Consider the following 15,639-nt stretch of genomic DNA (forward strand, 5'->3'; position numbering starts at 1 on the left):
TATGAAATTAATTATTGCTATTGTTCACGATGAGGATGTTCACCATCTTATAGATGATCTAACTAAAGATAAGTTCATGGTGACTAAATTAGCTACTACAGGGGGATTTTTAAAGGCTGGAAATACAACACTGTTAATCGGTGTAGAAGATGATAAAGTAGATCGGGTTATTGAAATTATTAAAAATAATTGCGAAACAAGAAATCAGATGGTTACTGCACCGACTCCAATATCTGGAGCTGCAGGAGTTTTTATTCCATATCCTATAGAGGTTAAGGTTGGAGGGGCAACAATATTTGTTGTAGATATAGAAAAACATTTAAAACTGTAGTAGAAAGTAGGGACAGAGAATGGCCTTTAAAGGTATTGTTGGGCAGGAAAAAGCTATAGAGAGCTTAAAACGAGCTCTAGAGCATGACCAAGTGGCCCATGCCTATTTGTTTGAAGGAGCAGAAGGACTAGGCAAGAAAGCTATAGCTCTAGAACTAGCCTCTGCTCTAGTTTGCAATAGTAATAAGGACAGGCCATGTGGAAAATGTAGTAGTTGTGTAAAGGTAAGCAGCGGTAACCATCCTGAAATTAAAGTAATTGAAGGTAAAGGAACAATAAAGGTCGATGAAATACGGGAGCTTATAAAGGATATACAACTAAAGCCCTATGAAGGCACACGAAAAGCCTATATTATATGTAATGCAGATAAAATGAATATACAAGCACAAAATGCTCTTTTAAAAACATTAGAAGAACCTCCTCTTTATGTTACTTTAATTCTGCTAACTACAAAGGGAAATAGCCTACTGCCTACAATTGTTTCTAGATGTCAAACTATAAAGCTAAATCCTGTACGTTTAGAGGATATAAGATCATATTTAATTAATAGTAAAAATATTGATATGGAGAAAGCACAGATGCTTGCGGCTTTTTCTGGTGGGATTGTAGGTAGAGCAATCGAACTATTAGACAACCCTGATTTTCATCAAAGAAGAGAAGGGGTTATTAAATTATGTAACAATTTAATGGGTACAAAACTCCTTAGCATATTAGATCAAATTTCGTTTTTTGAGGAACAAAGACCATATACTGAAGAGATTTTTGATCTTATGGTTAGCTGGTATAGGGATCTTATGGTATATAAGGAAACGGGAAGTATGGATCTTGTAATAAATGTAGATAAAAAAGAAGAGATAGATTTTCAGGTAAAAGGAATAGATTTAGGGAAAGTTAGAGATATTATTTTTATAATAGAAAAAGCAAAAAATAATTTGAAAAGCAATGTTCAATTCCACTTGAATATAGAAGTAATGCTTTTAAATATCCAGGAGGTATTATCTAAATGGTAACGGTTGTAGGAGTAAGATTCAAAAAGGCAGGAAAGATATACTATTTTGATCCTAGCGACATAGAAATAAATAAAAATGATTCTGTTATTGTTGAAACTGCTAGAGGGGTAGAATTTGGACAGGTTGTAGTTGGGCCAAAGCAGGTTTTAGAAGAAGATATTGTTAGCCCTTTAAAATCCGTTATCCGTATTGCCACAGAAGAAGATGAAAACCAGCATACAGAGAATAAGATAAAAGAAAAGGAAGCTCTAGAAGTTTGTACTGAAAAAATACGAAAACATGACCTAGATATGAATCTAGTAGATGTTGAATATACATTTGATAATAATAAAGTAATCTTCTATTTTACTGCAGATGGTAGGGTTGATTTTAGAGAGTTAGTAAAGGATTTAGCTTCTGTTTTTAAAACAAGAATAGAACTAAGGCAAATAGGTGTAAGAGATGAGGCAAAAATGCTCGGAGGAATTGGTCCATGCGGTAGATCACTTTGTTGTTCCACTTGGCTTGGCGATTTTGAGCCAGTTTCAATTAAAATGGCTAAGGATCAAAATCTTTCTTTAAATCCTGCTAAAATTTCGGGTATTTGTGGCAGATTATTTTGCTGTTTAAAATATGAGCATGATGTATACGCACAAATCCTACAAAAACTGCCGAATGTGGGCTCTATAGTTTTAACTCCAGATGGAGAAGGTATTGTAGTTGAAGCCAATGTATTATTAGAGTTTGTGAAGGTTAAAATTAATAATCCTAATGATAATAATGGAGAAATTAAATCCTACTTTTTACATGATGTAACTAAGGTTAAAGAAGTTGAAGTAGAAGATGAATTAGATATTCCAGAAGAGCTAAAATCTGAATTGAAGAAATTAGATGAAATATAGATTTATATAGTATGTAATAATAATAAAAGGAAAAGCTTATATAGAATGGTTTATACATTACCATAGGAGGTGGTTATGATGGCTTATGTAATTACTGATGAGTGTATTAGCTGTGGTGCTTGTGAGTCAGAATGTCCAGTAGATGCTATTACAGCTGGCTCAGACAAATATGTTATAGATGCTGCAACATGTATCGAATGTGGAGCTTGTGCAAATGTATGTCCAGTAGATGCACCAATTCCACAATAGGACCCTTAGATAAGGGTCTTTATTATTGCAATAAAAAATATAGGTTCTCTAATTACTAAAGTACTATTAACTGATTTTTACGACTTTTATAACTAATGTAACATATTGAATAATCAATGCTTATATATTTACAAGGCGCTTTTATAGAGTTTATAAAAAATAGCAGGTCATATTTACTTATTACTATTGCAAAGTTAAGTAATATTTTCTATTATAGTATGGGAGTATTATTATATAGTTATTAATGAAATACATAGCCTGAATTATCTAAAAGTTATAGGAGTTGATATTGTGGCAGAACATGTAATAGATAATGCAAAAAAATGTTTGCAATGTAAAAATCCAAGATGTCAAAAAGGGTGTCCTATCAATACCCCTATAAAAGAAATGATCAATTTATTTTTAGAAGGAGACATTAATGGGGCTGGAAAAATTGTATTTGAGAACAACCCATTATCTGTAGTATGCTCTTTAGTATGCCCCCATGAAAGGCAGTGTGAGGGTAGTTGTATATTAGGAATAAAATCAAGTCCTGTTAAAATAGGTGATATAGAGAACTATATTTCAGACTATAGTTTAAATTTAATAGATTTAAAACCGGAGAAAAAACGCAAAGGTAATATTGGAATAATAGGCTCTGGTCCAGCAGGTATTACTATAGCCTTACTGCTAGCCTTAAAAGGATATAATATTACAATATTTGAAGCTAAAGATAAGATAGGTGGAATGCTTAGATACGGAATTCCGGAGTTTAGATTACCTAAAGATATTTTAGACAAAATTAAAAATAGATTAGTAGAGCTAGGTGTCGTAATTAGACCTAACGTATTAGTAGGTTCTAGAATAACCATTGAAGAGTTGTTTAGAGACGGATTTGATGCTATATTTATCGGTACAGGTGTATGGCAACCTAAAAAGCTAAATATTAAAGGTGAAGGCTTAGGACATGTTCATTTTGCAATTGACTATTTAAAAAACCCTGATGTATATAAATTAGGAAATAAGGTGTGCGTTATTGGTGGTGGAAACGTTGCAATGGATGTAGCTAGAACAGCTATTAGAAAAGGTTCTAAAGAGGTTACTATAATGTATAGGAGAGGCACTGAAGATATGCCTGCAACTAATCATGAAATAGAATATGCTAAGGTAGATGGAGTTAAGTTTGAGTTGTATAGGGCTCCTATTGAAATTACAGAGGAAGGTATAATTTATATTGAAACTAAGATGGTAGCTGACGAAGCTGGAGAAAGACTTGTTGCTGTAGATGGTTCTGAAAGCTTATTTGAGTGTAACTCTATTATAGTTGCAGTTAGCCAAGGACCTAGAACTAATATAATATCTACAACAAAAGGAATAGAGGTAAACGAAAGAGGATTAGCGATAGTAGATGAAGATGGCAGAACTACTAAAGAAGGAGTTTTTGCATCTGGGGATGTTGTTACTGGAGCGAGAACTGTTGTAGAGGCAGTAAAATATTCGAAGCATGTAGCTGAGGCTATTGATAAATATGTTAGTGAAAAATATGGGAAAAAATCTAATAAAGTATGTTAATTAAAATAAAAATCAAGGGTATAGACATAAGTGCTTATTCTTGATTTTTTTTAATTTTATTATTTAGAGTAAACATATAAAATGGTATTATTTTATATTGTATATCTTTTATGTTATAATCATATGAAATTTATATCCAATTTAAAGTATTCAAAAAATAAGACATGATAAAAAAATATCAAGAGTTGAAAAAATATTCTAAAAGATGTATTATTGTCTTATAAAGCGCTATATAAAAAACATACATACAGTACCAGATGATAACAACGAGAGATATCCACTAGGGTAGCCGAAGAAGCAATGTAAAAGATGCCAATTTTTTTACAGAAACTTTCAGGCAGAAGGATCGTTGTTTGATGGAACTCTGAAGAGCCCGTATATGCGGCGCCGTAGGAGAAATACATTTTAGTGTAGAAACTCTCAGGCAAAAATACAGAGGACATGATGGCAGATTTTCTTACTATTCCATTATGTTCTTATTTTTTGCATAAATTATGAGAATATATTTTAAACTTGGGAATAGTTTTGTATGGAGGAATTTCCTCATACTATTAATTAAAATGATGTACTAGCTTTAATTTAGGGTAAATTATTATAAAAGAGGAGGAGATATTTATGACCGAGCTGCGCAGAACATCCTTGTATGAAGCACACAAGAGACATGGCGGCAAATTAGTTGATTATGCAGGATGGGAAATGTCAGTACAGTTTGAGGGATTAACAGCTGAACACGAGGCAGTAAGAACAGCAGCAGGAATATTCGATGTATCTCACATGGGGGAAATTGAAGTAAAGGGGAATCAAGCAGAGGATTTTGTTCAGTACCTAGTTACAAACGACATATCTGTGCTTGAAGATAACCAAATTCTTTATACCTTCATGTGTTACCCAGATGGAGGAGTAGTAGATGACCTTTTAGTCTATAAGTTTAACAATAATCATTACTATCTAGTAGTTAATGCAAGCAATGTTGATAAAGATTATGAGTGGATGAAGCAAAATTTAGGTAAATATGATGCAGAATTAATCAATATTTCTGAGGATGTATCAGAAATTGCTATTCAAGGGCCAAAGGCTCAAGAAATATTGCAAGAGCTTACTGATACAGATCTTTCAGAAATAAAGTTCTTCTATTTAAAAAGAGATGTAAATATAAATGGTGCTAACTGTCTTGTTTCAAGAACAGGCTATACTGGGGAAGATGGTTTTGAAATTTACTTAGATCATAAAGATGCTAATGATTTGTGGGAAAAGCTTATGGAAGTTGGTAAAGATAAAGGATTAAGGCCAGCGGGACTTGGAGCAAGGGACACCTTGAGGTTTGAAGTTGCCCTACCTCTTTATGGCAATGAAATCTCCCAGGATATTAGTCCTCTAGAAGCGGGATTAGGCTTTTTTGTAAAGTTAAATAAAACTGACTTTATTGGTAAGGATGCCCTTGTTAAGCAAAAACAAGAGGGGTTAAAGAGAAAACTAGTGGGATTTGAAATGAAAGAAAATGGAGTACCTAGACATGGATACGAGGTTATGGCCGATGGAAAGGTTATAGGCTTTGTAACTACTGGGTATAATTCTCCAAGTCTGAAGAAAAATATTGGTTTTGCTTTAGTTGATGCTAAGTATGCAGCCTTAGGTACACCAATAGAAATTAAAGTTAGAAAGAAAATTTTAAAGGCAGAGGTAGTTGGTAAAAAGTTTTATGATAAACATACTAAAAAATAACTTTAAATAAATATCTAAAAAATAAAAAACAATAGAAAATAATAAAAACAATTAAAGGAGGAGTATGGTATGAAAATTGTAGAAGGACTTTTATATTCAAATGATCACGAGTGGGTAAAGGTAGAAGGAAATAAGGCTTACATTGGGGTTACAGACTATGCACAACATGCATTAGGAGAAATCGTTTATATTGAAATGCCAGAAGTCGGGGATGAGTTTGACAAAGGTGATGTTTTTGGTGTTGTTGAGTCTGTAAAAGCAGCTTCTGACTCATATCTGCCAGTTTCAGGAAAAGTAGTTGAGATTAATGAAGCTCTAGAAGATTCTCCTGAACTTGTAAACGAAGATGCTTTTGCTAACTGGATTTTAGCAGTTGAATTAACAGATGAATCTGAACTTGGAACATTAATGAATGATGTAGAATACAAAGAGTTTTGCGATAAGGAGGAATAGTATGCATAGGTACATACCTAATACAGACACCGATGTCAAGCGAATGCTGGATGCTATTGGAGCTAACTCCATGGAGGATCTGTTTAAGGACATACCTAAAGGACTTCAATTAGGTAGAGAACTTAATATAGAAGGACCATATTCCGAAATGGAAATAGTTCGCCATATGAAAGACCTTAGCGGAAAAAACAAAAGTACAGATGATCTAGTTTGCTTCTTAGGGGCAGGGGCATACGATCACTATATTCCTAGCGTAATTAAACATCTAGCGGGAAGATCAGAGTTTTATACAGCTTATACTCCATATCAACCAGAAATTAGTCAAGGTACCCTACAAGCAATATTTGAGTATCAAACTATGATCTGCAGTTTAACAGGTATGGATGTAGCGAATGCTTCTATTTATGATGGTGCGACTGCGTGTGCTGAAGCGGCAATAATGGCAGCTGATAATACAAGACGTAAATCCATTGTTGTTTCTTCAACGGTACATCCTGAAGTAAGAAATGTTTTAAAAGTATATATGGGATTTAGAAATATTGAAGTAGTCGAAGTAGATATGCAAGATGGAGTAACAGATATAGACAAATTGAAGTCTGTAGTTGGAAAAGACACCGCAGGAGTTATAATCCAAAACCCGAACTTCTTTGGTATTATTGAAGATATAACAGAGGTTGAAAAAATTACTCATGAAAATAAAGCACTATTTATTAATTATGTAGATCCTATTTCATTAGGAATATTAAAAAGTCCAGGAGAACTAGGTGCAGACATAGTTGTTGGAGAAGGCCAATCATTAGGAAATAGCTTAAACTTTGGTGGACCATATTTAGGCTTCTTTGCAACTACATCTAAGTTAGTTAGAAAGATTCCTGGAAGAATAGTTGGTCAGTCTGAGGATGTAGATGGTAAGAGAGCGTTTGTTCTTACATTACAGGCAAGAGAGCAACATATTAGAAGATATAAAGCTACTTCAAATATTTGTTCTAACCAAGGGTTAGTTGCTCTTATGGCTTCTATTTATCTAACTACTTTAGGTAAAAAAGGAATTAGAGAAGTAGCTATGCAAAGTACTCAAAAAGCTCATTATGCTTTTAATGAGATTACTAAGGGTGGTAAGTTTAAACCATTATTTGATAAGCCATTCTTTAAAGAGTTTGCAGTAACTAGTAATTTAGATAGCTCTAAGGTTAATGAAGAGTTATTGAAGAACAACATCCTTGGAGGATATGAACTTAAAAAAGAATATTCAGAGTTAGATAATGGATTGTTGTTATGTGTAACTGAGAAAAGAACTAAGGAAGAAATAGATAAATTGGCTAGAGTAATGGAGGTGATATAATGAATACAGACTACACTAAACTAATCTTTGAAGTTTCTCAAGAAGGTAGAAAGGCATATAGCCTACCCAAATGTGATGTAGAAGAGGTTAATATTGAAAGTCTAATTCCGAGTGGGTTTTTAAGTGATAAGGAATTAGATTTGCCAGAGGTAAGCGAAGTAGATGTTATTAGACATTACACTCAATTATCTAGTAAAAATTATGGAGTAGATACAGGTTTTTATCCATTAGGATCTTGTACTATGAAGTATAACCCTAAAATAAATGAAGATATGGCATCGCTTTCTGGATTTAGCAACATACATCCTTACCAACCAGTAGAAACCGTACAAGGAGCTTTAGAGCTTATGTATGGACTAGATAAAATGCTGGCAGAAGTAGCTGGTATGGAAAGAATGACTCTTCAGCCTGCAGCAGGAGCTCATGGTGAGCTTGTAGGATTAATGATAATAAAGGCTTACCATGATAAGCGGGGAGATAAGAAAAGAACAAAGATTATAGTTCCAGATTCTGCCCATGGAACAAACCCAGCTAGTGCAGCTGTTGCTGGTTTTGATATTGTGGAAGTAAAATCCGATAAAAATGGAGCTGTTGATCTAGAAAGCCTCAAGTCAGTTTTAAGTGATGAAATTGCCGGATTAATGTTAACAAATCCAAGTACTCTTGGACTTTTTGAAACAAATATTAAAGAAATTGCAGATTTAGTTCATGAAGCAGGTGGCTTATTATATTATGACGGAGCAAATATGAACGCAATTTTAGGTATTACTAGACCAGGAGATATGGGATTTGACGTAGTTCATTATAATATACATAAAACTTTCTCAACACCTCATGGTGGTGGAGGTCCTGGAAGTGGACCTGTAGGAGTTAGAAAAGATTTAGTAGAGTTTTTACCTTCTCCAGTTGTAGAGAAAAAAGGGGATAACTATATACTAGATTATGATAGACCACACTCTATAGGTAAAATAAAGAGTTTTTATGGACATTTTGGAATACTTGTTAGAGCATATACTTATATACTTTCATATGGGCCCGGACTTAAAGAGGTTAGTGAAAAGGCAGTGCTTAATGCAAACTACATGATGCATAAATTAAAGGAAAAATATTATCTTCCAATAGAGCAAGTATATAAACATGAATTTGTATTAGGAGGCCTAAATGAGGATATACTAGGAATATCTACACTTGATATTGCGAAACGCCTACTTGATTATGGATACCATCCACCTACAATTTACTTCCCACTTATAGTAAATGAGGCAATAATGATAGAGCCAACAGAAACTGAAAGTGTGGAGACTCTAGATAGATTTATAGATGCGATGAATAAAATTGCTGATGAAGCAAAAGAAAACCCTGAATTATTGAAGAATGCTCCTCATAACACCCATGTAAGAAGAATAGATGAAGCAAAGGCAGCTAGAAACTTAATAGTTAAGTGGGAAAAAAGTGAGTAAAAACAATAGTTAACATATTTATACTGTTGTAACTCCCTCTTGAAAAAGAGGGAGTTACAATGTTTAATAAAGAAAACTTGCTTCAGATGTAATGCTTAATTCCTATTCCTGTAAAAGCGGGAATATTAGCAGTACACTGAAGATGAAAACTAAGGAGGAAAGATAATGTTGTTTGGACAAGATGGGAATTTAGAGCAAGATTTACTAAATAGTATAAAGAAATCTATAGATGATAGAGTTGCTAGCGCTTGTGAAACGTGAGACATGGCAAGTGTACTTGCACCCGCCTGGGGCGTTAAAGAAATGACAGATCCAGATAAAGCACAAGAAATAAGAGAATACATGCAAAGCGTGGCAGGTTCTAATTTCACACTATCATCTGGTGAAACAGTAACTGTAATAAAAGGTGATGTAAAGGAAAAGAATGGTGAGGCAATACTAATTTTTAGATACCAAATAGTAAAATAGTATTGCAGTATCATAAAAAATAAATAAGAATACCCTCTGTTTATATGGCAGAGGGTATTTTTATCAATTATAATATAAGTATGAGAAAATTATATTATTTATTGTATTTCTATTAAAATAAACGAAGAGTTAAGTAGCAGACTTGCAAAAGCTGATAATTTAATTGAAAGACTAGTGCTGCATGATCTGGCAATTCGTGTTGCATACATTCTTTTAAGTATGATAGGGATAGATGGGAATGTTAAGCCTATCTCAACTGAGTCTAGTTTACAATAAGGAGAAGGTCTATGAAAAAAAAGTTAGCTATTTTATGTTATAGCCAGGCAACCTTAAATATGTATTATGAGCAAATAAGAAGTTTGTTCCAAGAAAATCTCCATATTGAAAAATACTGTATAGAGGGTGGCTCTATTACAAAGGAAATAATAGCAGATTTAGTTTTAGTTCCTTCTTTTGATGCCTTTGATAAGGTTCGGCGATTTATTAAAAAAACGGATAAGGTTTTATTCGTCCATAGAACAATATCAAAATTAGGGTTAGATAAGATTATGGATATTAGGAAAGGAACGGATGCTTTCCTTTTGGATGAAAGCATAGAAATGTCAAAACAGATGGTTTCTACCCTATATCAGATTGGAGTTAATCATATTAACTTAATACCCACATGTCCACAGGAGAAGTTGGAACTGGATAATAAAACAATAATTATTTTAGGTAAATCTAGCTATAATCTTGATGGAGCTAAGGAGATTATTAATATAGGAAATAGTTTATTGGATATTAATACAATAATTGAAATTGGAGTTAGATTAGATCTCTTATACATATTAAACAGACAAAATATTGGAAAAAGCTATAGAGAGATTGCAACAGCCAACTATGGCCTTTCGCAGATTTTAGGTATAACAAATATGTCTGAAGGACAATTGGATATACTACTTCAAATTATAGATGATGGAGTAATAGGAATTGACTCTAAAGGAACTATATTTTTATATAACGAAAATGCGGAACAGACAACAGGGTATAAAAGTAAAGAGGTTATGAATAGAGATGGAATAAAATTATTTCCTCAAATTCCATTTAAAAATGTCTTAGAAAATTTACAGTCTGTAAAGGAAATACTAATAAAAATAAATGGTATTGATCTAATAGTATCAGTAGATCCTATTATTCATTCGGAAAGACTATATGGGGCGGTAGCTATTATTAGAAGGTTTAGTGATGCAGAGAAGAAACAGCATAGGCTAAGAGCTAAGGTTATTGGGAAAGGTCATAAAGCTAAATACAATTTTGGAGATATAACCGGAGAAAGCGATGCTATAAAAAAATCTATAGAAATAGCAAAACGAATGGCAAAGTCTAATTCTTCTATATTAATAACCGGAGAAAGTGGAACAGGTAAGGAGATTTTTGCTCAAGCAATACATAATAATTCCCGAAGAAGAAATTTTCAATTTGTTGCTATTAACTGTGGTGCTCTACCTGAGAGCCTTTTAGAAAGCGAACTTTTTGGATATGAGGAAGGAGCCTTTACTGGGGCCAGAAAAGGTGGTAAACCGGGTCTATTTGAACTTGCTCATAATGGAACACTATTTTTAGATGAAATAGGAGAAATGCCACCGAGTCTTCAAATGAGACTGTTAAGGGTCCTGCAGGAAAGAGAGGTAATGCGCTTAGGTGGAGATAGTATAATAAATGTTGATATTAGAATAATTGCTGCTACTAATAAAAATTTAAAGGAAATGATGGAAACGGGAGAGTTCAGAGAGGATTTATATTATAGACTAAATGTGTTACCCCTTAAAGTTCCTCCATTAAGATCTAGAAAAAAAGACATATTGCCATTGATAGAACAGTTTAAGAGAGAGTTTAGAGGCTCCTTTCAATTATCATTACCTGCAGAGGAATTGATCCTATCATATAACTGGAAAGGCAACGTAAGGGAACTAAAAAACTACATAGAATATTTAGTTAGTTTAGAAATTAGGGAAGTAGATATAAAGGATTTACCATTTGAAATAGCGGACGGATTAAAAGAAGAAGTATATGATGGAATAAAATATGAAGGATGCGATAAAGCGGTAGAAGAAGAGCTTGTGGAGAATCTTACAAAAGATATAGGGAAAAACTTAGATAAATATATTTTTGTATTAGATGAATTAGAAAAGGCTTTTATACAAAATAAAAGATTAGGACGAAGAAGCATATTATATGCAGCAAAGGAAAAGAATATTTTTATTAGCGAACAGGAAATAAGAAATATTATTACTTCTTTAGAAGAAAAGAAAATGGTTAATATTTTTAAAGGACGTGGAGGAACTGTAATTACAGAGCATGGGATAAGAGTATTAAAAGAATTAAAAAGGGTCTGAAGAATTCAGACCCTAATTGTTGCTATATCATATAAGATTTTTAAATCTCTTTTAGTAAGTTAGTCATTTCAATAGCAGTAACAGCTGCATCATAGCCTTTGTTTCCTGACTTAGTCCCTGCCCGTTCAATAGCTTGCTCGATAGTATCTGTCGTAAGCACGCCAAATATTATAGGAATCTCTGTATCTAGGGAAACACTAGCAACGCCCTTAGTTACTTCGCTAGATACATAGTCAAAGTGAGGAGTAGCACCTCTTATAACAGCACCAAGGCATATTATGCCATCATATCTTTCGGACTTAGCCATTTTTTTTGCCACAAGTGGGATTTCAAATGCTCCAGGCACCCAAGTAATATCAATATCCGCCTCTTCAACACCGTGACGCTTTAAGGCATCAAGTGCTCCTGATAAAAGTTTGCCTCCAATAAATTCATTAAATCTTCCTACTATAATACCGAATTTTAATCCCTGAGAAATTAATTTACCTTCAAATATATTCATTATTTATGCCTCCTTAAATTTCAACATATGTCCTAATTTTTCTTGTTTAGTTTTTAAATAATAAGCATTTCGCTCATTATGATTCATTTGGATGGGAACTCTTTCTATAATTTCCATGCCATATCCAGCTAATCCTGACAACTTTCTAGGATTATTAGTCATTAGTCTAATTTTTTTAACTCCAAGATCAGCTAATATTTGAGCACCGATACCATAATCTCTCATATCCTCAGGGAATCCTAGGGCTAGATTTGCTTCAACTGTATCCATTCCCTCATCTTGAAGAGCATACGCCTTTAGCTTATTTATTAATCCTATGCCTCTACCTTCTTGACGCATATAGACTAATATTCCTCGACCTTCCTTATTAATTTGTTCCATAGCAGTAGCATATTGCTCGCCACAATCACAACGCGTAGACCCAAAAGCATCCCCGGTAAGACATTCAGAATGGACACGAACTAGGACAGGCTCTCCATCATCTACATTACCCTTCACTAAAGCAACATGATGCTCCCCATTTAATTTATTTTCATAGCCTATGATTTTGAAATCTCCGTATTTTGTGGGCATATTAGCTTCTGTTACATGTTCTATAAGCATTTCATTCTTTCTTCTATATGCAATTAAGTCAGCTATTGTAATTATTTTTAAATCATGCTCTGTTACAAAATTCATTAGTTCGGGGACTCTCGCCATAGTACCGTCTTCATTCATTATTTCACAAATTACACCGGCGGAATATAATCCAGCAAGTCTTGCTAAATCAACAGCAGCTTCTGTATGACCAGCTCTTTTTAATACGCCGCCTTTTCTTGCTTCTAATGGGAATATATGTCCTGGTTTTCTGAAGTCTGAAGCTTTCGCATCTGGGTCTAAAACTTTTTGGATTGTAAAGGCTCTTTCCTGGGCAGATATTCCTGTAGTTGTCTCAATAGCATCAATAGATACGGTGAATGCGGTTTGATGATTATCAGTATTATGCTGCACCATTTGAGGAATGCACAGATCATTTAGTCTAGTCCCAAGAATAGGCATACATATTAGCCCACGACCATATTTAGCCATAAAATTTATAGCTTCTGGAGTTACCTTTTCAGCAGCCATAAGAAGATCTCCTTCATTTTCGCGGTCTTCATCGTCTACAACTACTATAATTTTACCCTGCTTAATATCCTCAATGGCCTCTTCTATAGTGTTAAATTTGGACATTTTTAATTCACTCCTTTTATTTGATGGATTACAGTGAAGATTATTTTAAACCTTACAAAAAACCATGGTTATTTAAAAACTCCATATCTACTTCTAATTTAGAGGGAGCCTCTTCTTTAAAGGATAGAAACCTTTCGATATATTTTCCAATCATATCTCCCTCAAGGTTTACTTCCTCACCTATGTTTTTTGTAAGGAGAGTTGTTACTTCCTTTGTGTGGGGAATGACAGACACTCTGAAAATCTCATTATCTACATAAGCAACTGTAAGACTAATTCCATCAATTGCAATGGAGCCTTTATATATTACATACTTTAAAATATTAGAAGGCGCCGCTATGGAAACCCAGATAGCATTGTCTTCTCGTCTAAAATCTTTAATAATACCTACTCCATCAATATGACCACTTACTAGATGTCCACCTAAACGATCTCCTAGCATTAATGCCCTCTCTAAGTTAACCTTACTTCCAGGTTTTAAGTTATTTAAGTTAGTTTTCCTCATTGTTTCTGCCATAACATCAACTTGGAAGCTACTAGCCATAAAGGCTGTTACAGTTAGACAAACACCGTTGGTTGCAATACTATCTCCTAGTTTAATATTTTCAAGTATTTTATTAGCTTTAATAACAATACTTGCGGATTTAGCCCCATTTAAAATCGATTGAACAGTTCCTATCTCTTCAACAAGTCCTGTAAACAAAGACTATACCTCCTTTCTTATATAGGCTTCTATCATTACATCATCCTTAAATCTGAAAACATCTATATTTTTAAGGAATATGGCATCTTTCATATATGGAATACCCTTTCCACCAACTGGGCTTTTAGATGAGCTTCCACCTATAATCTTAGGTCCTATAAATGAAATTACCTTATCCACAATTCCTTCTGCGAGAGCTGTATAGTTTAGTGTACTTCCACCTTCTAAAAGTACACTATCAATTTTTCTCTCTCCTAATGATCTCATAAGATAGGATAAATCTACCTTATTGTTTTTAAGAGGTACAATGATGAAGTCTGCACCTAATTCTTCAATATATTTTAGTTTTTCTCTATTAGTGGCTTCCGTTGTTGCTATTATAGTTTTTGTATTATTATCACATTGTAGAACATTTGCATCTAAAGGGATGTTTCCCCTTGTATCTACAACTATTCTAATGGGATTTTTTTTATCTATACTATCTAGCCTGGTTGTAAGTAGAGGATCATCAGCTAAAACCGTGCCTATTCCAACCATTATGGAAGTAAATCTATGACGCAGCTCATGAACATAGCGTCTAGATTCTTCATTGGTAACCCAACGAGAATCTCCAGTATAGGATGCGATTTTACCGTCTAGGGTCATTGCTGTTTTAAGAACACAGAAGGGACGTCCTGTTGTAATAAATTTAATGAAAACTTCATTTAGCTTTTTTGCCTTATCCTCTAATACACCTATAGCTACTTCGATCCCATGCTCTCTTAATATACTAATTCCTTTACCAGCCACAAGAGGGTTAGGGTCTTCCATGGCAACCACAACCTTTTTAATACCTTTTTTAATAATAGTGTTAACGCAGGGTGGGGTTTTTCCAAAATAAGAGCAGGGCTCTAGGGTTACATACATTGTGGCCCCTGTAACATCTTCTTTAGTATTGTTAAAGGCATTAACCTCAGCATGAGCGTCTCCGTATTTTTTGTGATAGCCTTCGCCAATAATCCTGCCGTCTTTAACTATTACTGCTCCCACTAATGGATTAGGGCTGGTATAACCAATACCGAGCTTTGCTAAGTCTAAAGCTCTAGCCATATATAAATAATCCATATTTTCACCTCAATTTTTTAAATATAAAAAAGCCCTGATAAAAATTATCAGGGCTTGGTTCCACAAATTAACCCAATAAGAACTATATAAAAATAGAACTTAAAGAGTATAATAACTTTTCCTTCTTTCATCCAGACTTTACTGTCGGTACTGGAATTGCACCAGTTCTGCCAAATAGGCTCGCGGACTTTACCGCCGGTAGGGACTTTCACCCTGCCCTGAAGGACATTCAATATTTATTTAACAGCTTAAGATTAACATTGATTTTAAATTAAGT

The 15,639-nt window shown here is 33.9% G+C and carries 15 protein-coding genes and 3 riboswitches; of the genes, 11 read left to right on the forward strand and 4 right to left on the reverse strand.

Going from position 1 to position 15,639, the window contains the following annotated elements:
• Position 1 precedes the first annotated feature (1 nt).
• The 11 genes from HYG84_RS05815 to HYG84_RS05865 all read left to right on the forward strand — a co-directional run bounded on the left by HYG84_RS05815 (position 2) and on the right by HYG84_RS05865 (position 11,841).
• On the forward strand, positions 2-331 hold the full coding sequence (locus HYG84_RS05815; protein WP_212381206.1) for a cyclic-di-AMP receptor: 330 nt from the start codon (positions 2-4) through the stop codon (positions 329-331).
• 19 nt (positions 332-350) lie between these two features.
• Positions 351-1,340 (forward strand): DNA polymerase III subunit delta', encoded by a 990-nt coding sequence (gene holB, locus HYG84_RS05820; protein WP_212381207.1) that lies wholly within the window; start codon positions 351-353, stop codon positions 1,338-1,340.
• On the forward strand, positions 1,334-2,221 hold the full coding sequence (locus HYG84_RS05825; RefSeq protein WP_212381208.1) for a PSP1 domain-containing protein: 888 nt from the start codon (positions 1,334-1,336) through the stop codon (positions 2,219-2,221). Before holB ends, HYG84_RS05825 begins: the two co-directional genes overlap by 7 nt.
• Before the next feature lie 78 nt (positions 2,222-2,299).
• Positions 2,300-2,470, forward strand: a complete 171-nt coding sequence (locus tag HYG84_RS05830) for a DUF362 domain-containing protein (protein WP_212382091.1) — start codon at positions 2,300-2,302, stop codon at positions 2,468-2,470.
• Between the two features lie 291 nt (positions 2,471-2,761).
• Positions 2,762-4,021 carry an NAD(P)-dependent oxidoreductase gene (locus HYG84_RS05835; RefSeq protein ID WP_212381209.1) on the forward strand — a complete coding sequence of 420 codons (1,260 nt, stop codon included), beginning with the start codon at positions 2,762-2,764 and terminating at the stop codon, positions 4,019-4,021.
• A gap of 257 nt (positions 4,022-4,278) precedes the next feature.
• A riboswitch (glycine riboswitch) is annotated at positions 4,279-4,380 on the forward strand.
• A gap of 3 nt (positions 4,381-4,383) precedes the next feature.
• A riboswitch (glycine riboswitch) is annotated at positions 4,384-4,459 on the forward strand.
• 177 nt (positions 4,460-4,636) lie between these two features.
• A complete protein-coding gene (gene gcvT, locus HYG84_RS05840; RefSeq protein ID WP_212381211.1) occupies positions 4,637-5,743 on the forward strand; it encodes a glycine cleavage system aminomethyltransferase GcvT in 1,107 nt (368 codons plus the stop codon).
• Positions 5,744-5,812: 69 nt separating this feature from the next.
• Entirely contained in the window at positions 5,813-6,196 is a 384-nt protein-coding gene (gcvH, locus tag HYG84_RS05845; protein ID WP_212381213.1) for a glycine cleavage system protein GcvH, read from the forward strand.
• 1 nt (position 6,197) lies between these two features.
• A complete protein-coding gene (gene gcvPA / locus HYG84_RS05850; protein ID WP_212381214.1) occupies positions 6,198-7,538 on the forward strand; it encodes an aminomethyl-transferring glycine dehydrogenase subunit GcvPA in 1,341 nt (446 codons plus the stop codon).
• Positions 7,538-8,998: an aminomethyl-transferring glycine dehydrogenase subunit GcvPB gene (gcvPB, locus tag HYG84_RS05855; protein ID WP_212381216.1), complete on the forward strand. Its 1,461-nt coding sequence runs from the start codon at positions 7,538-7,540 to the stop codon at positions 8,996-8,998. Before gcvPA ends, gcvPB begins: the two co-directional genes overlap by 1 nt.
• A 264-nt stretch (positions 8,999-9,262) precedes the next feature.
• Positions 9,263-9,466, forward strand: a complete 204-nt coding sequence (locus HYG84_RS05860; protein WP_212381217.1) for a hypothetical protein — start codon at positions 9,263-9,265, stop codon at positions 9,464-9,466.
• A gap of 287 nt (positions 9,467-9,753) precedes the next feature.
• Complete coding sequence (locus HYG84_RS05865) at positions 9,754-11,841, forward strand: sigma-54 interaction domain-containing protein (RefSeq protein WP_212381218.1); 2,088 nt, start codon at positions 9,754-9,756, stop codon at positions 11,839-11,841.
• A gap of 40 nt (positions 11,842-11,881) precedes the next feature.
• On the opposite strand, the gene ribH is transcribed toward HYG84_RS05865, so the two are convergent.
• The 4 genes from ribH to ribD are packed head-to-tail and all read right to left on the reverse strand — an operon-like array spanning position 11,882 to position 15,362.
• The gene (gene ribH / locus HYG84_RS05870) at positions 11,882-12,343 is read right to left on the reverse strand and encodes a 6,7-dimethyl-8-ribityllumazine synthase (RefSeq protein WP_212381219.1); all 462 of its coding nucleotides are present in this window, start codon (positions 12,341-12,343) and stop codon (positions 11,882-11,884) included.
• Positions 12,344-12,346: 3 nt separating this feature from the next.
• On the reverse strand, positions 12,347-13,555 hold the full coding sequence (locus HYG84_RS05875) for a bifunctional 3,4-dihydroxy-2-butanone-4-phosphate synthase/GTP cyclohydrolase II (protein WP_212381220.1): 1,209 nt from the start codon (positions 13,553-13,555) through the stop codon (positions 12,347-12,349).
• A gap of 52 nt (positions 13,556-13,607) precedes the next feature.
• Positions 13,608-14,258 (reverse strand): riboflavin synthase, encoded by a 651-nt coding sequence (locus tag HYG84_RS05880; RefSeq protein ID WP_212381221.1) that lies wholly within the window; start codon positions 14,256-14,258, stop codon positions 13,608-13,610.
• Between the two features lie 3 nt (positions 14,259-14,261).
• Positions 14,262-15,362: a bifunctional diaminohydroxyphosphoribosylaminopyrimidine deaminase/5-amino-6-(5-phosphoribosylamino)uracil reductase RibD gene (ribD, locus tag HYG84_RS05885; RefSeq protein ID WP_212381222.1), complete on the reverse strand. Its 1,101-nt coding sequence runs from the start codon at positions 15,360-15,362 to the stop codon at positions 14,262-14,264.
• A gap of 115 nt (positions 15,363-15,477) precedes the next feature.
• Positions 15,478-15,592, reverse strand: a riboswitch (FMN riboswitch).
• Positions 15,593-15,639: the final 47 nt, after the last annotated feature.

Source organism: Alkaliphilus sp. B6464 (assembly GCF_018141165.1).
Classification (GTDB): domain Bacteria; phylum Bacillota; class Clostridia; order Peptostreptococcales; family Natronincolaceae; genus Alkaliphilus_B.